The sequence below is a fragment of the Myceligenerans indicum genome, assembly GCF_016742955.1.
In the GTDB taxonomy this organism is placed as follows: Bacteria; Actinomycetota; Actinomycetes; order Actinomycetales; family Cellulomonadaceae; genus Myceligenerans; species Myceligenerans indicum.
The window spans coordinates 1-17,858 of sequence record NZ_JABBYC010000040.1; the positions used below are offsets into that span (position 1 = coordinate 1).

Below are 17,858 nucleotides of genomic sequence, written 5' to 3' on the forward strand. Positions count from 1 at the left end.
CCTTATCGTCGGCAGCGTCAGATGTGTATAAGAGACAGGTTCTCGAGGGCTCCGACCGGCCGGTAGCCCTGCTCGGCCAGATCATCGATCACACCCTGGACCGAGGTCGTGAAGTCTGACGGGGCCGCCAAAACCCGATACCGCACCGTGTCGATCGCCTCGGCCAGCAGGTCCGTCGCCGCGACACCCTCGATCCGCCGCGCACCGGAGGCCAAATCGGCGTACAGCTCCTGATCAGGCTTGAACCGTCCGGCCGTCTCGTCCAACCGAGCCCCGGGATGACCGGTCACGACGTCGGACATCACCCGCGTCCACTCCGGCTCGAGCCTGCGCACGTCGCCCAGGAACTCGTCCGGGGCCGCCTGCTGTCCCGCGCTCAGCACCAGCCGTCCATCGGGACCGCGCCACGAGACCGGCTCCATATCCGCAACCCCGGCGTGCCCGCGGCCACCCGCGGCCGGACCGTTCCCGTCAGCTCCATGGGAACTGTCACCGCCAGAACCGGCGGCAACGTCACGACGACCAACGCCCGAGAAGTCTTGGCCATCACCAACCTGGTCCGGCGTTCCGCCCTGGCCGTCGGTGTGTTCCAGACGCGTGTCTGCCTCCTGGCCGCCGACCACGACCGGGTCTCGTTCGAGCACGCCCGCCCGGGCTTCCGCCGTCGCGCCTTCCACCCGGAAATGCGCCGGGTCGCCGGAATGAGACGGCACGACGTCGTTGTCCCGCATATGCGGCGGACTTGCGAGCTCCGGACCGTTGCGCCGTGGGAGCGGGTTGTCGTCAACGCTCCGGACGCCGTCGGTGGTGAGCGGCTGGGTGGGCGCCTGCTGGGTCGCGTCGGGGACCAGTTGCGGATCCGGCTGGCGCATCGGCGCAGCGCCGGACCTCCCGTCGGGCGTCGCCGCGGAGGCGGCGTCGGAGGTGGTTCCGGCGGTCGTCGTGGAGCTGGCCGCGACCGTGGTCTCGCCCGCCGCGCCCATGGCCGGCGGGCGCGGGTTCGCGTCGCCGCTGCCCCGGCTTGCGCCAGTCAGGTCGAGGTTGTCGATCAGCTTGCGCGTACTGACGAACCCTGCGTCGGTGAGCGTGCCCAGCGGGTCCATCGCCCGATCGATCCGCGCAGCGACCTCCAGCGCCCTGTCGCTGGTGGCCACATCCAGGACCCGGCCGGCCACACCCAGAATCTTCCCAGACCCGGTGCCGGGGCGCGTGTTGGGGCGGATGCCGTCAGCATCAAGACCGCGTGTCGTTCTCGCCCCGCCACGCACCGCCCGCAGCGTCTTGACCACACGGACCGCGCCCAGACCGGGTAACGCGAGCAGCGCCACGTTCCCCGCCGCACGCATGGGATCGGTAGCCCACAGGTCCCAGGCAACCAGGCCTTTACCCATCTCGAGCCACGCGTCCCCGGCCGCGCCCGCCTGCCACCAGTCGCCGGTCTCCGCATCCCGGCCCAGTAGCTCGCCTACCCCGGCCCACGTCTGGCCGAATGCGTCGGCGCCGGCCAGCCCCACCATCGCGCCCGGGCCCTGCAGCCCGCCCCAGATCCCATCCACCCACACGCCCTTGAGCAGGCTCGTGACCGGAGCCAGCGGGTCCCACCAGTCGTGCTCCACGGGCGGACCCCACGGCAGAGCCTGCTGCGGCGCGGGGTTGTAGATGTTGGACGCCGACCACATGCCCGGGGTCGCTGCACCCCAGCGCGCCGCACCGTCCAGGCCGCGGACCTTCCGCGCGCACCGCTCCTCCGCCTCGGCCTGGTCGGCCCTCAGCTTCGTCATCGCGGCGATCAGCCGGTTGTACTCCGCGACCGCCAGCGAGCTCAACTGCCACGCAGGCTTCTCACCAGCGACCCAATCGCTCACTTCCACCAGAGCCCCCGCCCACTCGGGGTGGACCTTGCCGTTGAACGCCTCCACCTGCGAGATCAGCAAGCCCCGACGCCGCACCACCTCCCGGTAGTCCTCGGCCAGGTGGCTCAACGCATCGGCGACCGTGCGCAGTTCGTCGGCGAACTGGGCCGCCTGGTCCCTGACCGGATCCATCACCCGATACAACTGACCCGCCTCAGGGGCCCGATACGACTCCCGCAACCCCTGCCACACCGCGGCCACTCGCGCACCGCGCACGTGGATCCTGCCGGCGACCGCTCTCAGGCTCGCCGCAGCCGCCTCCACCTTCTCCGGATCCAGGCCCCCGCCCGGAACCTGGACCGGATCGATCACCGCCGCCATCCCTGCGCCCTACTGCCCGCGCTCGAACGACGCCCGACCCCCACGCGGCGTCGACACACCCGAGGCCGTCTCACCCGCCGCCACCCGCTGCTCGGCCGCCATCTCCTCGTCCCCCTGCAGGTACACCCGCAGCGCGGTACCGGCACCCGTGATCCCGTCCTGGACACGCTCAGTCATGCCCCGCAGCGTCGCGGTGCGGTTCTCCAGGAACCCCGCCAACGCGTCGGCGACCGGCTCCGCACCGGCCGCACCCTCCACCGCGGCCTCCACATGCACTGCGGGTTCGCGCAGCGCCTCGGCCAGATCCTCACCAGCATTCTGAGCGTTCACGAGCACCCGCCGGATCGCCTCCGGATCAAGGCCCCAGCCCTCACCGCCGTGCATCCCTCATCCCCTGTTCAACTGGCCGTCGCCGTCGCCGTGAAGTTCACAGTGATCGTCGTGAAGTTCGCCGTCATCAAGGTCGCCACTGCCGCGCTCTACGCCACCGCGGGAGCCGCCACCGCCTCGGCCTCGGGCCCCGCCGCTCCCGTACAGAGCGGTCCGGTCACCGCCGATCTGCCTGTCACTGGCTCAGGACCTGGTACTCGCCGACCCTGATCCGGGTCGTGGCGGTGAAGTCCAGCGGGATCGTTCCGGACTGGCCGCCACCGGTCCACTCCACGACCCAGTACGACGTGGCCGCCACCTCGTACGGGTCGCCCTGCTTCTCATACCGGTGACCGCAGTCCGGCGAATCGGCGATCCCGAACCGGTCCTCGTACGGCGTGCCCGTGCCGTCGCACGTGATGACGGTCCCGTCCCCGAAGTCCCAAACCACCCGCCGCACCCGCGCCTCCGCGCGCACGGTGACGCCGCCCGCGCTGGCCTCCGCTGAGATGGGGCCGTACGTCGCCGGGGCAGGCTCCGAGACCCACGCCCACACCGGCAGGCCCACCGCGCCGATCTTGCCGGACTCGTCGTCGGGCACGATGCCGATGTCGATCGGCCGCAACTGCATCTGATCGATCGCCCGCATCGCCAGCACCTCCGGATCCGGACCCTGCTCCGGCGGACCGGGACGCCACACCAGGCCGGCACCACAATCCGCGTTGTCCTGATCCGGCCGCTGGATACACGGGTACGGGAGGCACTCCACGATCACGCCGTCGTCGCGCCCCTCCCAGACAGGGTCATCCTTCGCCGGCCACTCGCTCTCCGGGACCCGGGACACGTAGCAGCGGCCGTCCCAGATGGCGTCACCGCGGGTGCACGAGATCTTCCTCTCGCCGTGGTAGCAGGCACGCTCCCTACCCGAGACCGGCGCCGTCGTCCCCGGCTCCTCGCCAGGAAGTTGGCCAGGACAGACGATCTCTGTCTTGACGACGCCCTCGGTATCCGTGGTCACTTTCTTGTAGCACCCGGGCGGCACGTCCTGCTGCTCGGACCCTGCGGCAGCAGCCGGTGACGCCACAACGATCGCGCCGAGCATCAGCGACATCGCCAGCACGGCGACGGAGACGAAGGAGCGCACGTCAGCACCCCTCATTCGAGACCTCGCTCTTCACGAAACTCCACTGCCCGCCCGGCTGACCTTGCAGGGCAATGTTCAGCAGGACCCGCTCGGCGCCCCCCAGAATTGCTGAGCTGCCGTCAGGGTTGACGATGTCACGCTTGCTGTTGTCCAAACAGACGCGAAAGTGCACACGCTGGCCGGTGATCTCCTCGCGCAGCGGATTCCCTTCGAAGTGCGCAAACTCGATGCTCTCGATCGAAGGCGCGCCGACCCACTTCTGCTCGAGCAACTCGAACGACTCCCAGCTCTGCTGCTGGGCCTCCGCTACGTCTCCGGCGATGTAGTGGTTGTCGTTGAGCTCCCAGAACGGACTCTCACCCTTCTGCGCGTACTTCGCGGAGATCTTGAGGTACTCGCGGTAGCTCTTCTCCGCCGCAGCCGCCCGCTCCGCGATGGCCTCCTCGGCGCGGTCAGCCGATGGAGACGGCGACGGGCTCGGACTGGCAGCTTCGACGCTGGGCGTCGGCATCTCGACCGGCTCCCCCTGGCACGCAGCCAGCGCCAACCCCAGCACGACGACGGCGGCCAGCCCCGCCAGGCGCTTGATCTTGCGAGTCATGTTCTTCCGGCACTCCCCGGTAGCGGTTGGGTGGTCACGCCCCGAGGCACCGCGCCCCCAGCACGACAGTGGACAAACTAGCGCAAACCTAGCCGTGAGCTGGACGCGGCCCGGGCGCGACACGCGGAGACCTGCCAACCAGCTGGAAGCACCCGAGACCCTGACAAAGGTGGCAAGATACCGACGGCATCAGCCATCCCCCGAGGGCACCCGAGCAGGACTCGGGCCCAGCCAAGGAGCGATCGGAACCAACGTGGCGACGGACACCCCACCCGCGACCGGATCCGGTCCCCCGGCCGGCATGACCACGGCGCATGTCCGCCAGGCCGGCATCGCACTTCCCCCGGCGGCCGACTTCATCACCTCAACGTGGCTGCAGCATGAGTCGCGCGCCGCCGTCGTCGGACTGTCCGAGGCGCGCTCCGACCTGCTGCGCCGCACCCTCGACCCGGAGCTCGACGGCGACAAGATGTTCGTCCTGGTCACGGACGAGCGCAGCATCCTCACACCCGTCATGCACGCAGCGCTCCGTTCGTCCGGCGCGGCCTGGGTGGTCCGCGAAGACGCCGGCACCCTGCGCGACGGCTTCACCGGCCGCGGCGCCACCCGCATCGCCGACCTGATCGCCAGCCGGTCCGCCGGGCCCGCCGGACCGTCGTCGTACCCAACGGACACGCCGACGCGCCGGCCCGACGCCGATCCCCCCACTCCGTCCGACGGCGCCATTCCCGGCGAGGCAATTCCCGGCGACGACGTCGCCCCGGACAAAGGCTGGGACGACAACGCAGCCGGCCTGCACACCGCCTCCCGGCCCGCGCCCACAGACACAGACACAGACACAGACACAGACACAGACACACGATCGCCGATCTTCCTGCGCCAGATCCCCGACGACGTCCCCGACCACGCCCGCGCACACCTGCTCCGCGCCGCCGCCTTCCCGCAGGCCCGCCAGCTCCACGTCTCGCTGTCGGTTCACCACCACCCCCGCGCCACCACGGCCCTGGGCGGCACCACGCAGACCATCCTGGAACACGTCCTGGGCACGCACCCCACGTCCTGGGGCACCCGCGAGCCCGCCCTGGCGCCGTGGGACCCCGCCGCACTGACCGAGTACGCCCGCGAACACATCGCGAACGGCCCGCGGCTCGTCGTCGTCGGCGAGAACGCCGTGGGCACCATCACCGCACGCCGCACACCCGACGGCATCGAAGAAACCACCCGCCTGTGGCTGAACGCCGGCCCGCCCGGCACCGAAGCGAACGCGCGACTCGCCCGCGTCACCGACGCCCTGGCCCTCGTCTCACGACAAGCCATCATCGGCTCCGGCCTCGCCCTGACCCACACCGGCCGAGCCGACCTCAACATCCCGCCCCTGCTCGAACCACCTCCCACACCACTTGCACTGGCCATCGGGGCATCCACGCTCGAGACGGCCGGCATCAACGTGGACGACGCCGCGACCCGGTTCGGCGGCCTCCGCGCAGGTTCCCGCCACCTGCCCGCCCTCGTCATCCCGCTCGGCACACCCGAACGCCCGGACCATGCCCGCCTCACCGAGATCCTGCGCGAGCTCGGACCAGCCACCCGCCCCCTACAGAAGCACCACTGATGCCCCGCGAGATCACCATCCTGGCGCCCCGCCCCCTGACCGACGCCGAGATCCTGCACGCCGCCACAGGCGTCCTGCCCGACATCGGCGTGCGCCGCATCAATCCCGGCGCACTACTCCAGTTCGCTGCCCCCACCGACGACGGCGTCCAGATCGTCCTGACCCTCGAGCAACCTGCCCTCCTGCGCGCGCCCAAGGAGGTCGAGCGCCTCCACCCCGACGTCGTACTCCCCCACACGTTGCGCGAGGCGATCGCGCGGGCCGCCGATGACCCGGCCACCGCCGAGTGCGTGTGGATCGAAGCGACCGCACCCGCCACCCCGTTCGGGCTGGTCGGAATCCAGATCTGCCGGACCCTCGCCGACCTGACGGACGGCACCTGCATCATCCAGGACGGCCGGTAGGAGCCGGAGCCGGCACGACGGGCGCATCGTCGCCGGTCAGCTCGTGGCCCTGGATCTCCTCGATGACCGGACCGGCGAATGCCTCCGCGACGTCCTCAGGAGCCTTGGCTTCATCAGTGACTCCAGCCTTGAAGCCACCGAAAGCGGGCCTCTGTCAGGCTCGCCGGCCAAGGTCGTCTCAGCGGCTGGGGCGCTCGAAGATGAGCTCCAGGCCGTCCTCCTCATCCCACTGTTCGCCGTTCTCGACGAAGCCGAATCCGGCGATGGTGGCCAGCGATGCTTGGTTGGTCGGGCTGATCGTGGCCCGCACGGTCCGTACCGCGGGTTCGGCCGCCGCACGTTCCAGGAGCGCGGTCACGATCGCCTTGGCGAAACCCTGTCGCCGGTACGCCGGGTCGACGGTGTAGCCGATCTCCACCATGCCGGCCTCGTCCGGTGGACCGTGGAATCCGGCATAGCCGACCACGATCTCGTCGGCCACGACCAGCTTGACGAGCCACCCGAAGGTGCCGGGGTCCCGGGTCAGCTGATCGAGGCGGTACTGCCACAGCCACTTGGCCCTGTCGGTCAGGAACTCGTCGCCGAGTGGGAAGCCGAGCTCGGTCTGTGCCGCGGGGCGGTCGCCGGCCAGCAACGCACGCAGCGCCGCACCGGTCATCTCGACGAAGCGAACCGATCGGGAAGGAGTAGTAGTCATCGCGCACATCCTCAGCCCCTGCGGCCCCGCCGGACCAACCATTTACCTCAACGCCGTTCGGTGAGGGAGGACCTGTCCGGACTCACCCAGCCGGGGCGTAGATCACGACCCAGTGGTCCCGCTCGGCGTCGTGCAACATCTCGCTCTGAAAGACCTGCCACCCACGAGCCGGGTGGTACAGGTGCTTCTCTGCGGACTGCGTCACGGATACCTCGCCAAGCGCCCAGTAGTTCTGGAAGGCGACGCTGGTCGTCGAGAGATCTGCGCGGAGTGACCGGAGGTATTCGTCACCCGGGTACCGTCCCATCGCCGCGCGTAGCTCGGCGGTGGCCCACTGGGCGTACTTGTGCGCTCCCTCGTCTCCGAGGACGACGCGCGCGGTAGCCATGAAGCCATGCCAGACGATGTTGCGCCTGAAGCGTCCCTCGGTGGGGAGGGATCCGAGGATCTCGGTGGCGGCCGCGTTGCGTGCCACCACGTCCAGCCGTCCGTCGTGAACTGTGACGGGGACCGTGTCATCGAGGCAGCGCAGCAGTCGGCGGAGTCCTGGCCGGAGCTCACTGTCGGGCGCCAGCGGCTCGGGCGGTACCTCACCTGCGAGTCGGAACAGGTAGTTCCGTTCGGCAGCCGTGAGGCCTACGGCTCGGGCCAGCGCGGTGAGGACCCCGCGTGACGGGCGAGGGGCACGCCCCTGCTCAAGACGGGTGTAGTAGTCGACGGATATCCCTGCGGCCTCGGCCAGCTCCTGGCGACGCAGTCCGGGAACCCGTCGCCGCGACACCCGCCCTGCGGCCCTCTGCTCGGGAGCAGCCACCATGGCTCGTCGACTACGCAGGTATTTCGCGAAGTCTGCCCTTGTCTCCATCGGCATGAAGACAGTATGAGCCCTCGTCCCTCGCGTGGCCCTGCCAGTACCAGGCTCAGGTGGGCCTTCCCCCGGCCTGGAACGGCGCCGCATAGTCGTCGCAGAGCATGCCGCGCGCAGGCAGGCGCGGATGCTCATCGATCAGCAGCAGACCATCCAGAGGGAGGGGCCTCGTGCCCACGAACCGCATCGCACTCGTCACCGGAGCCAACCAGGGCATGGGCAAGCAGGTGGCGAAGGAGCTGGTCGCCGACGGGCTCACCGTGTACCTCGGTTCCCGCGACCTCGTCCGTGGTGAGAAGGCGGCCGTCGAGATCGGTGAGAGCGCCATCGCGCTCCAGCTCGACGTGACCGACGCGGCCTCGGTCGCCCGGGCCGCCGGCCGGATCCAGGAGGAGGCCGGCCGGCTCGACCTGCTCGTCAACAACGCCGCCATCTCCAGCACCCGGAGCGACATCCAGGACATGGAGGAGCTGCGCGCGCTGTCGCGGCCAAGTGTCGCATCGCTCGACGAGATGCGAGCCGTGTGGGAAGTCAACGTCTTCGGCGTCCTGGCGGTGTATCAGGCGATGCTGCCGCTGCTGCGCGAGTCGTCGGACGCGCGGATCGTGAACGTCACCAGCGCGCAGGGCTCGCTCACGACCATGGCCGACCCGGCCTTCCCGTTCCACGGGACCTTCGAGCCGGTCTACTCCGCGTCCAAGACCGCGCTCAACGCCACGACGCTGTCCATGATGATCGAGCTGGAGTCCACCGACATCAAGGTCAACCTCGTCTCGCCGGGGTTCGCGAACACCGCCCTGGTCAACTTCCAGGGCACGGAGTCGGTCGAGGACGCCTGCCGGGAGGTGGTGCGCGTCGCCCGCCTCGGGCCGGACGGGCCGTCCGGCACCTTCACCTTCTGGGAGGGCGCCGACCTCCCGTGGTGACCGGCCCTCGGCATCCGTCGGGGGGTCGGGACACAGGAAACATCCTCTCGGCAGCGCCACACGGCGCTGCATCCCTGTCAGGTGTCGCCCCTCCGTGCAGCAGATCCTGCTGACGGGGTGAGCTCGGTGCCTGCACCTGCAAGACCCCTGGCTGTGGCCTGAAGGAGGCGGGTCAGGCGAGGCTCGAAGTCCAGTGCGACATGACCCCACGCCGGTTCCTCCTCGTAGAGCCGGGCAAGGACGGGAGTGGGGTGCGCGACCTGCCAGAGATTGGCAGCCTCCACCGACCACGAGGGCGCCGAAGGTGACGGCTCCCGCTGGCTCGCCGACAGCTGAACCATGCCGCGTACGCCTTCGCCTGACGCACCGACGCCGATCCTCTTGTCGGCACCGGTGAGGAACGGGATCTTCACAGTCAGGTCCTTTCGTGACGGCCCAGCGGCCGCTCACGTCGAGCGGCCACGAGGAGAGCACCCCAAAGGTGGCGGCTCGGCCGACGGGATCCGGCCGACACATCCTGCCGGTCGCCGAGAATTCCTCCGTCTACGGCCGCCGTTGTCGTCGCCGCCGGTCGACGTGCGGCGTGCTCGTCATCCGGCAGGTCGGCTCGTGGAGGCGTTGTCGACGACGCCGACGTCAGCGCCGACGTCGTCGCCCTCGGCCCCGTGGAGAACGGCGTCCACCAGGCCGGGGAAACGGGCGTCGAGGTCCTCGCGGCGCAGCTCGACGTAGCAGCGCGTGCCCTCCTGCCGGGTGCGGGTGACGCCCGCGTCACGCAGCACCCGCAGGTGGTGGCTGAGGGTGGACTTGGCCACCGGTGCACGCAGTTCGCCCCATTGGCGTTCGCGGCCGTCGGCCAGGACGCGCAGCAGTCCGACACGGATCGGATCGCTGAACGCCGCCACCACGGCGATGAAGGTGATCTCGTCACGTTCGGGGTGTCGCACCTGCCTCATAGGGCCATGCTACGTTGTCGTTCGTCGTTCTACGAACATCGAACAAGGAGAGTCATGGCCGTGCCACCCCTCGAAGACCCCACCGGTCAGGTCGCCGTCGTCACCGGCGCCGGCTCCGGCATCGGCCGCGCCACCGCACGCGCCCTCGCCGACGCCGGAGCACACGTGCTGGGCGTGGGGCGCCGTATCGACGCGCTGGAGGAGACCGCCGCCGGACATCCGGGCATCGCCGTCCACCCGGCAGACCTGCGCGCCCCGGACACCGCCCAGCAGGTGGTGGACGCCGCGGCCGAGCGGTGGGGCCGGCTGGACGTGCTCGTCAACAACGCCGGCGCCACGAAGATGATGCCGCTGGCCGACACCAACGCCGCGGACATCACGGCCCTGTTCGACCTCAACGTCACCGCGCCGAGCCTTCTGGCCGGCGCCGCGCTGCCCCACCTGCGCCACGCCCGCGGCTCGATCGTGAACATCTCCAGCACCTTCGGCCACCGGCCGCTACCCGGCGCCGCCCACTACGCAGCCTCCAAGGCGGCCCTGGAACAGCTCACCCGGAGCTGGGCGATGGAACTCGCGCCCGACGGCATCCGCGTCAACGCCCTGGCTCCTGGACCGACCGAGAGCCAGGCCCTGGCCGCCGCCGGGCTACCGGAAGCGGCCATCGAGCAGATCAAGCAGCAGGAGGCCGACCGCATCCCCCTGGGCCGCCGCGGCGAACCGCACGAGGTCGCCACGTGGGTACTGCACCTGACCGCCCCCGCCACCACCTGGCTCACCGGCCAGGTCCTCACCATCGACGGCGGTCTGGAGCTCACGTAGCCCCGAACCAGAGCGTCGACGCCGGGTGACCAGCGGCGGCCGGGCGACTTCCTGTCGAGCGGCCGACGCGGACCGCCAGAACAGCTCAGGGCGCGTGCGGCGCCGGCCGTTGCACCTGCGCGGCCAAGCTCTGGGGTGCCTGGATGCAGTAGGAGTCGGTGAGCAGCTCGGCCAGTTCCTCCCAGTCGGTGTGCCCGTCGAGCACCATGCCCACGGCGTTGCTCCCCCAGCTCGCCTTGAAGTACTGCGGCCCGAGGTGCTGGAACGCCTGGACCTCGTCAGGCTCGGCGCGGAACGTGATCCGGACCAGGCCGTCCTCCCCTCCGAACACATGCCCCACGGTCGCGTCACGGACCTTCCACGCGACACCGGTCCAGGCGTCGTGCTCACGGCAGTCCGGGAGGCGTTCGAGGACGGCGGCGACTCGCTGGACGAAATCGGTCGGGACGGGTGCACGTTCGCTCACCCCAGGAGTCTCGCACCAGTGACTGACACGGCCCGCGGCCTCTCGGCCCGGATCCGGGGGACGACTCGATGGACCATGCCCCGGCCAGGCATGCTGTACCCATGCCGAAGACCTTGCCCACGGGCCCCACGGTGATCGACGACGACAGCGAGGTGCGCTTCGTCGCCGGCGCCGACCAGTTCGCGATGCGCCTCAAGAACGGACACCTCCATGTGCGCGCCATCGACGCCGGCGGCGCAGAAGCCCAGCTCGCCGTGATCCCCACGTCACGCAGCACCGTCAACCTGCAGATCGAGCACCCGATCCCGCCCGGGCCGGTGGACGTGGAAGGCCCGACATCGCGCTGAGAGCGCGGACCCCTCGTCGGGTGCGGCCCTGATCGCCACTCCCCCGCGTTCCTGACCCCGCGGAACATCGACCCCGCACAGCACAAGGCCGACGCGCTCGACCGAGGGTTCCGCGGCTTCCCCTGAGCCGCGGCACCACGACACACCCCGGCAACACGGCGCTGACTACTCTGCGTCATGAGCACCAGCCTCTCCCTGCGCAACGCCCTGTCGGTCTGGTCCGTGGCCGGCGAGAGCCCCGGCGACGTGCACGTCGCCGACGGGCACGTGGCTCGGACGGCCCGGGAGGGAGCCCCGGAACTCGATGCTTCCGGATGCGTCGTCACCCCGGGACTCGTCAACGCCCACCATCACCTGCTCCAGACCGCCTTCCGCACCCTGCCCGGCACCCGCGGCGTGCCGATGCGGGAGTGGCTGCCGACCATGGCGGCCGCGTACCGCTCCGCGGGCGTCGACGGCGGCCTGTCCCATGCGGCAGCGCGCGCCGGGATCGCGGAGGCCCTGCTCAGCGGCGTCACCACGGTCGCGGACCACCACCTCACCTGGCCTGCGCCCGCCGAGCCGAGGACGAACGCCACCAGCTTGCTCGACGACGACGTCGCGATCGCGGACGGCGTCGTGCGTGCGGCCCGCGAGCTCGGCGGGCGGGTGGCGTTCGTGCGCGGCACCGCGGGCGACGACGCCGCCGTCGCGGCGGCGAGCGCCGAGGCGATCGCGCGGGCGTTCGCTCCGGCGCACGGCGGGGTGGGCGACGACGGGATGGTGCAGGTGGCGGTCGGGCCGGCGGGCGTGCACAGCGACCGGGAGGACACGTTCGCCGCGCTCGGCGAGGTGGCACGCAAGTTCGGCCTGCGGCGGCGGACCCAGGCGAACGAGCAGGTCGACACGGAGATCGCCGCCTCCCGCTACGGGCGGCGTCCGCTGGAGCTCCTGGACGCGTGGGGCTGGCTGGAGGAGGGGGTGACGGTCGCGCACCTGTGCGACGTGCACGACGACGAGATCGCGCTGCTCGCGGATCGCGGCGTGACCGCCACGCACGCGCCCGGGTGCGATGTGCCCATGGGGTGGGGTGTGGCACCCGTCGCGAAGCTTCTCGCGGCCGGGATCACGGTGGGGCTGGGCACGAGCGGCGGCGGGAGCAACGACGCCGGGCACCTGCTCGCGGACGCACGGCTCGCGCTTCAGGTCTCGGGTCTCGTCGGCCGTCAGCTGACGGCGCGTGAGGTGCTCGCTGCGGCCACGGCGGGCAGCGCCGACGGCCTGGGCCGTCCGGAGCTCGGCCGGATCGCTCCAGGAGTCCCGGCCGACCTGTGCGTGTGGGACGTCTCAGGGGTCGCGGACGCGGGCGTCGCCGATCCGGTCGGCGGCCTGCTCTGGGCGTCGCCGGGGCGCCGTCCGCGCCATGTCGTCGTCGGGGGCAGGATCGTGGTGCGCGACTACCGGCTCACGGCCGGGGACGAGGCCGAGATCTCAGCCGCTCTGCGAGAGCGCGTCGGCCGCTGACCCACCCGGTGTCCAGGCGGTCGGGTCACGCGGCGGGGCCCGACCATCTGGCGCGGAGCGCGTGTCCGGCTGCGGTCCGTGCAGGCTCGGATGCCGTCCCGCGGGCGGAGCTGCCCGGCCACGGGCGTGGCCGGGCGCCCGGAGGATCCTCAGACGTCGAGCACGAGGCGCGGGCAGGCCGCGCGGGAGACGCAGACCATCATCACCGGGCTCGTCTCCCGCTCTGCGGGAGTCAGCACACGGTCCCGATGGTCGACGTCCCCCTCGACGACCACCGTCTCGCAGGTCCCGCATGTGCCTTCACGGCACGAGGAGACAGCGAGCACGTCGTTGTCCTCGAGGACCTCGAGGACAGAACGATCGGTGGGCACGTCCAGCACGTCACCGGTCGACAGCAGCTCGATCTCGAAGGGTTCGGGCCGGACGGGCTCGGGAAGGTCGCCCGCGGTGAACGGCTCGACGTGGAGGCGGGTGCCGGGCGTGGCCGCCGCCGCGATCGCGTCGAGCATGCGTGACGGCCCGCACGCCCAGATCGGTGCGTTGTCCGACGCCGCGACGAGGGCGGCGACGTCGAGGCGTTCGCCGTCGTCGGACACGTGGAGGCGCACCCGCTCGCCGTGGGCGGCGAGCTCCTCGGCGAACGGCAGGGCCGCTCGCGAGCGCACGGCGTGGTCGAGGGTCCAGTCGGCTCCTGCGTCGGCCGCGGCGCGGATCATCGGCAGCAGGGGTGTGATGCCGATGCCGCCCCCGACGAACACGACCCGTTCGCCGCGGGCGGGGGCGTCGAAGGCGAAGTTCGACCGCGGCCCGCGAGACCGGACGAACTGGCCTGCCCGGAGCCCGTGGACGGCGACGGAGCCGCCCCGGCCCGCGTCCTGGCGGAGCACGGCGATCCGCCAGGTGCCGCGGTCGGCGGGGTCGGAGCAGAGCGAGTACTGCCGTTCGCGGCCCGAACCGAGCATGAGGTCGATGTGGCTCCCTGGAGTCCACGCGGGCAAGGGGCGGCGGTTCGAGGCGGCGAGGTCGAGCGCGACGATGCCGTCGGCCACCTCGGTGCGTGCGGTGACGACGAGTTCGCGCTCGACGTCGCTGAAGAAGCTCACGTCCTGTGTCCTTTCTCCCGCCGCTGCGGCGACGGGTGCAGCGGCGACCGCTGCGACGACGACCGGGGGGCGATGCGTTCCTTGACGACCAGCAGCCGGTACGGCTCGCCGTCGTGGCTCCCCCAGCGGTGTCGGGTGCCGCCGGGGAAGTACAGGGACTCGTCGACGCCGAGCGTGAAGACGCCGTCGTCGCCGAGGTCCACATCGACCGTGCCGAGGAGCACGGTGACGAACTCGTCCTCGCCGTGAATGTGGTACTCCCCGCGCTCCTGGTGCGTGCCGCGAACGTCGATGGGAGTGAAGCGGGTGTCGCCGTGCACGAGGATGCGGGCCTGTTCCTTGCCATAGGTCCCGGTCGTCGCGTCGCTGCGGGAGACCTGCACACCCGGGACGCCCGCGTCGATCGTGCTGCCCGACATGAGCTCGATCTGGCTCGTTCCCAGTGCGAGCGCGATGCGTCCGAGCGAATCGAGGCTCGGCCGCGCGAGACCGCGCTCGACCTGGCTGAGGAACGGGTGCGAGAGGCTCGCCTGACCGGCGACCTGCACGATCGTCAGCCCCAGCTGTCTTCGCCGCGCGCGGATGCTCGCACCGAGTCGTTCGGCGTCCTCGTTGTCCATCTGTACTCGTCTTCTCCTCGTCCCGGAGCCTGCCCCGCCGATGCGGCAGGGACGGAAATCGCGACGTTACGCCAGGGAAACGTCGGGACCGTACGGTCACTGATGTTGATCAGATCAACATCCGAATTCTGACACAAGGTGCGTGACATGAAGACCTCGGCCCCGATTCGCCTCCGCCGCGCGACGCTCGTGGACGGCTCCGTCGTCGACGTCTCGCTCGCGGCGGGACGGATCGCGTGGATCACGCCCGCCGGCCACGAACCTGCCGGCACACCGCTCAAGGACCTCGCCGACGGCGTGCCCGACAGTCCTGCCGACGGCCCCTCCGGCGCGACGGAACTCGACCTCGCCGGGTATCTCCTGCTGACGGCACCCGCCGACCCGCACGCCCACCTCGACAAGGCGCTCTCATGGGACGCCGTCCGGCCGCCGTCGGGCGACCTGCGCACGGCGATCGCCTCCTGGCGTGCCTACGCCGCCACCATCGACAGCACCGAGATCGCCGGGCGTGCGACGCTCGCCGTCACGCAGTACCTCGCCAACGGCACGACCGCCGTCCGCACGCACGCCGACGTCCCCGCCGAAGGTGATCCCACACGCGCCGTGCGCGCCCTGGCCGAGGTGCGGGAGCGGTTCTCCGGCCGCGTACACCTGGAGATCGCCGCGCTGGCGGGCCCGGACACGGCCGACGACAGGATCACGGCCGCGCTCGATGCCGGCGCCGACCTCGTGGGCGGGTCCCCGCACCTCGCCGACGACCAGCTCGCCGATCTGCACCGGCTGCTGGACATCGCCGAGCGACGCGGCGTCGGCGTCGACCTGCACATCGACGAGGACCTGCGTCGCGGCGACACGCTCATGGCGTTCGCGGAGCGGACGCTCGACTGGACCGTCGTGCGCTCGGCGGGCCACTGCGTCCGGCTGTCGACCATGCCGGCCCCGCAGCTCGACGTCGTCGCCGAGACCGTGGCCGCGTCCGGCATCGGCGTCATCGCCAACCCCATGACGAACCTGTGGCTCCAGGGCCGGCAGGAGCCCGTCGGGACACCCCGGGGCATCGCGCCCCTCGACCGGCTGCGCGCCGCCGGCGTCCTGACCGCCGCGGGCGGCGACAACGTGCGCGACCCGTTCAACCCGCTCGGCCGGGCCGACGCCTTCGAGACGGCGATGCTGCTCGTCGTCGCCGGGCACCTCCCCATCGAGGACGCCTGGCGCGCCGTGAGCGACGACGCACGCTCCGTGATGGGCCTGCCCGACGCCGGCCCCCGGGTCGGCGCGGCGGCCGAACTGCTCGCCGTACGTGCGCGGTCCCTGCCCGAGGCGATGGCAACGGCGCCCGCCGACCGCATCGTCATCTCCCGCGGACGCGTCGTCGCCCGCACCACGACCACCCGCTGGATCGACACCGACATCGACACCGACTCCGGTTCCGCTGCTGGGTCCGGCCCCGGGCCGGATGCCGGACACGGCGACGGCACGTCCCGATCCGACAGGTCCCGAAACGGCATGTCCGGCAACAGCAAGGAGGACGCCGCATGACCATTCCCGCCGTCGATCCCGCGGCCCGCACGACACCTGGCGAGACTCTCGTCGAGTTCCGCGACATCGGCATGACGTACGAGACCGGCACGACAGCGCTCGAAGGGGTCGACCTCACGGTACGTCGGGGTGAGTTCGTCACCGTCGTCGGCCCGTCGGGCTGCGGCAAGTCCACGCTCCTGCGCATCGCCGCCGGGCTCGAGAGTCACACCGACGGCACCTGCGAGACGAGCACCGACCGCGTCGGATTCGTGTTCCAGGACGCGACGCTCCTGCCGTGGCGCTCCGTACGGCGGAACGTCGAACTGCTCGCCGAGCTGAACGGTCTGCCCGCCGCTGAGCGCGCGGAGGCGGCGGCCGAGGCCATCGACCTCGTGGGCCTGGCCGGATTCGAGTCCTCGCTGCCACGGCAGCTCTCGGGTGGCATGCGGATGCGGACCTCGCTCGCCCGATCGCTCACCCTCGACCCCGACCTGTTCCTGTTCGACGAGCCGTTCGGGGCGCTCGACGAGATCACCCGCCAGCGCCTGAACGACGAGCTGCTCCGCCTGTTCGCCGAGCGCGGGTTCGGCGGCCTCTTCATCACCCACTCCGTCGCCGAGGCGGTGTACCTGTCGACCCGCGTGATCGTCATGTCGGGACGCCCAGGACGGATCGTCGACGTCGTGGACGTGCCGTTCGACCTGCCGCGAGACCCCGAGGTGCGCTACACGGCGGAGTTCGGCGAGCTCGTCGGACGTGTCTCGCACTCGCTCAAGGAGGCACACGCATGACCCAGCTCGCCAACACCCCGAGCACGACGGCGCCGGACACCACGACGCCCGGAGCGACCGCGCCCGTCTCGGGACGACGTCGTCGCGCCCTGCTCGCGACCGTCTGGCCGCCGCTCGCGGTTCTCGTCGTCATCCTCGGCTCCTGGACCGCCGCGAGCGCCCTGCTGGGCGACCAGAGCTTCCTCCTTCCCGCGCCGCACCGCGTGATCACCGAGGGGCTCGGGGACCCGATCGTGCTGCCGGAGATCGTCGAGGCGCTCGGGCAGACGGTCCTGGTGGCCTTCATCGGTCTGGCGATCGCAGTGGTCCTGGGGGTCGGCTGGGCGATCGTCATGCTCCAGGCCCAATGGGCGGAGCGGTCGCTCTACCCGTACGCGGTCATCCTGCAGTGCATCCCGATCCTCGCCCTCGTCCCGCTCATCGGGTTCTGGTTCGGCTACGGGCTGCCCGCCCGCGTCATCGTGTGCGTGCTCATCGCCCTGTTCCCGATGGTGTCGAACACGCTCTTCGGCCTGCAGTCGGTCGATCGATCGCACCACGAGCTCTTCCGGCTGCAGCGGGTGAGCCGCTGGACCACGCTGTGGAAGCTCCAGCTTCCCGCCGCTCTGCCCGCGATGTTCGTCGGCCTGCGCACCTCGGCCGGGTTGTCGGTCGTCGGCGCGATCGTCGGCGACTACTTCTTCCGCCGGGGCACCCCTGGCCTCGGCTCCCTGATGAGCACCTACACCTCGCGCCTGCTCGCGCCCGAGCTCTACGCCTCGGTCCTTGTCGCGGCACTCCTCGGCGTCGTCATCTTCGTGACGTTCGGCTTCCTGGCCCGCCTCGTCGTCGGCCGCTGGTACGGCGCGACGAAGTCCTGACCCGCCCCCCCCGGAAA

At 71.2% G+C, this 17,858-nt stretch carries 20 protein-coding genes; 9 read left to right on the forward strand and 11 right to left on the reverse strand.

From position 1 onward, the window contains the following. Nucleotides 1-17: 17 nt before the first annotated feature. From HGK34_RS16935 to HGK34_RS16950, 4 genes are all read right to left on the reverse strand, one after another. Entirely contained in the window at nucleotides 18-2,114 is a 2,097-nt protein-coding gene (locus tag HGK34_RS16935; protein ID WP_201849544.1) for a hypothetical protein, read from the reverse strand. 129 nt (nucleotides 2,115-2,243) lie between these two features. Beyond that, nucleotides 2,244-2,618, reverse strand: a complete 375-nt coding sequence (locus HGK34_RS16940) for a DUF6507 family protein (protein WP_201849546.1) — start codon at nucleotides 2,616-2,618, stop codon at nucleotides 2,244-2,246. A gap of 181 nt (nucleotides 2,619-2,799) precedes the next feature. After that, on the reverse strand, nucleotides 2,800-3,762 hold the full coding sequence (locus HGK34_RS16945; protein ID WP_201849548.1) for a hypothetical protein: 963 nt from the start codon (nucleotides 3,760-3,762) through the stop codon (nucleotides 2,800-2,802). Then, nucleotides 3,749-4,348 carry a hypothetical protein gene (locus HGK34_RS16950; RefSeq protein ID WP_201849550.1) on the reverse strand — a complete coding sequence of 200 codons (600 nt, stop codon included), beginning with the start codon at nucleotides 4,346-4,348 and terminating at the stop codon, nucleotides 3,749-3,751. The genes HGK34_RS16945 and HGK34_RS16950 overlap by 14 nt, the downstream gene beginning before the upstream one ends. A 253-nt stretch (nucleotides 4,349-4,601) precedes the next feature. Between HGK34_RS16950 and HGK34_RS16955 the strand changes: the two genes are divergently transcribed. Further along, nucleotides 4,602-5,960: a DUF6177 family protein gene (locus HGK34_RS16955; RefSeq protein ID WP_201849552.1), complete on the forward strand. Its 1,359-nt coding sequence runs from the start codon at nucleotides 4,602-4,604 to the stop codon at nucleotides 5,958-5,960. Continuing rightward, a complete protein-coding gene (locus tag HGK34_RS16960) occupies nucleotides 5,960-6,364 on the forward strand; it encodes a hypothetical protein (RefSeq protein WP_201849555.1) in 405 nt (134 codons plus the stop codon). Before HGK34_RS16955 ends, HGK34_RS16960 begins: the two co-directional genes overlap by 1 nt. A 178-nt stretch (nucleotides 6,365-6,542) precedes the next feature. On the opposite strand, the gene HGK34_RS16965 is transcribed toward HGK34_RS16960, so the two are convergent. After that, entirely contained in the window at nucleotides 6,543-7,061 is a 519-nt protein-coding gene (locus HGK34_RS16965; RefSeq protein WP_201849557.1) for a GNAT family N-acetyltransferase, read from the reverse strand. 82 nt (nucleotides 7,062-7,143) lie between these two features. Then, the gene (locus tag HGK34_RS16970) at nucleotides 7,144-7,932 is read right to left on the reverse strand and encodes a helix-turn-helix transcriptional regulator (RefSeq protein WP_201849558.1); all 789 of its coding nucleotides are present in this window, start codon (nucleotides 7,930-7,932) and stop codon (nucleotides 7,144-7,146) included. 167 nt (nucleotides 7,933-8,099) lie between these two features. On the opposite strand from HGK34_RS16970, the gene HGK34_RS16975 reads away from it, so the two are divergent. Then, on the forward strand, nucleotides 8,100-8,855 hold the full coding sequence (locus HGK34_RS16975) for an SDR family NAD(P)-dependent oxidoreductase (protein WP_201849561.1): 756 nt from the start codon (nucleotides 8,100-8,102) through the stop codon (nucleotides 8,853-8,855). Nucleotides 8,856-8,932: 77 nt separating this feature from the next. On the opposite strand, the gene HGK34_RS23785 is transcribed toward HGK34_RS16975, so the two are convergent. Continuing rightward, complete coding sequence (locus HGK34_RS23785; RefSeq protein ID WP_372433147.1) at nucleotides 8,933-9,196, reverse strand: hypothetical protein; 264 nt, start codon at nucleotides 9,194-9,196, stop codon at nucleotides 8,933-8,935. A gap of 249 nt (nucleotides 9,197-9,445) precedes the next feature. Next, the gene (locus HGK34_RS16985; protein WP_201849565.1) at nucleotides 9,446-9,811 is read right to left on the reverse strand and encodes an ArsR/SmtB family transcription factor; all 366 of its coding nucleotides are present in this window, start codon (nucleotides 9,809-9,811) and stop codon (nucleotides 9,446-9,448) included. Between the two features lie 54 nt (nucleotides 9,812-9,865). Between HGK34_RS16985 and HGK34_RS16990 the strand changes: the two genes are divergently transcribed. Then, nucleotides 9,866-10,630, forward strand: a complete 765-nt coding sequence (locus HGK34_RS16990) for an SDR family NAD(P)-dependent oxidoreductase (RefSeq protein ID WP_201849567.1) — start codon at nucleotides 9,866-9,868, stop codon at nucleotides 10,628-10,630. 85 nt (nucleotides 10,631-10,715) lie between these two features. On the opposite strand, the gene HGK34_RS16995 is transcribed toward HGK34_RS16990, so the two are convergent. After that, nucleotides 10,716-11,096 (reverse strand): MmcQ/YjbR family DNA-binding protein, encoded by a 381-nt coding sequence (locus HGK34_RS16995; protein WP_201849569.1) that lies wholly within the window; start codon nucleotides 11,094-11,096, stop codon nucleotides 10,716-10,718. Between the two features lie 101 nt (nucleotides 11,097-11,197). On the opposite strand from HGK34_RS16995, the gene HGK34_RS17000 reads away from it, so the two are divergent. Next, a complete protein-coding gene (locus tag HGK34_RS17000; protein WP_201849571.1) occupies nucleotides 11,198-11,443 on the forward strand; it encodes a hypothetical protein in 246 nt (81 codons plus the stop codon). 177 nt (nucleotides 11,444-11,620) lie between these two features. Further along, nucleotides 11,621-12,946, forward strand: coding sequence for an amidohydrolase family protein (locus HGK34_RS17005; protein WP_201849573.1), 1,326 nt, complete (start codon nucleotides 11,621-11,623; stop codon nucleotides 12,944-12,946). Nucleotides 12,947-13,095: 149 nt separating this feature from the next. Here the strand turns inward: HGK34_RS17005 and HGK34_RS23625 are convergent, their stop codons facing one another. Together HGK34_RS23625 and HGK34_RS17015 are read right to left on the reverse strand one after the other, a co-directional pair. Beyond that, on the reverse strand, nucleotides 13,096-14,049 hold the full coding sequence (locus tag HGK34_RS23625; protein ID WP_201849575.1) for a PDR/VanB family oxidoreductase: 954 nt from the start codon (nucleotides 14,047-14,049) through the stop codon (nucleotides 13,096-13,098). Beyond that, nucleotides 14,046-14,669, reverse strand: a complete 624-nt coding sequence (locus HGK34_RS17015) for a helix-turn-helix domain-containing protein (protein WP_201849577.1) — start codon at nucleotides 14,667-14,669, stop codon at nucleotides 14,046-14,048. The genes HGK34_RS23625 and HGK34_RS17015 overlap by 4 nt, the downstream gene beginning before the upstream one ends. Nucleotides 14,670-14,816: 147 nt before the next feature. Between HGK34_RS17015 and HGK34_RS17020 the strand changes: the two genes are divergently transcribed. The 3 genes from HGK34_RS17020 to HGK34_RS17030 are packed head-to-tail and all read left to right on the forward strand — an operon-like array spanning nucleotide 14,817 to nucleotide 17,841. Further along, complete coding sequence (locus HGK34_RS17020; protein ID WP_201849579.1) at nucleotides 14,817-16,208, forward strand: amidohydrolase family protein; 1,392 nt, start codon at nucleotides 14,817-14,819, stop codon at nucleotides 16,206-16,208. Next, a complete protein-coding gene (locus HGK34_RS17025) occupies nucleotides 16,205-16,981 on the forward strand; it encodes an ABC transporter ATP-binding protein (RefSeq protein WP_201849581.1) in 777 nt (258 codons plus the stop codon). Before HGK34_RS17020 ends, HGK34_RS17025 begins: the two co-directional genes overlap by 4 nt. Beyond that, entirely contained in the window at nucleotides 16,978-17,841 is an 864-nt protein-coding gene (locus HGK34_RS17030; RefSeq protein ID WP_201849583.1) for an ABC transporter permease, read from the forward strand. Before HGK34_RS17025 ends, HGK34_RS17030 begins: the two co-directional genes overlap by 4 nt. The last annotated feature ends 17 nt before the right edge of the window (nucleotides 17,842-17,858 follow it).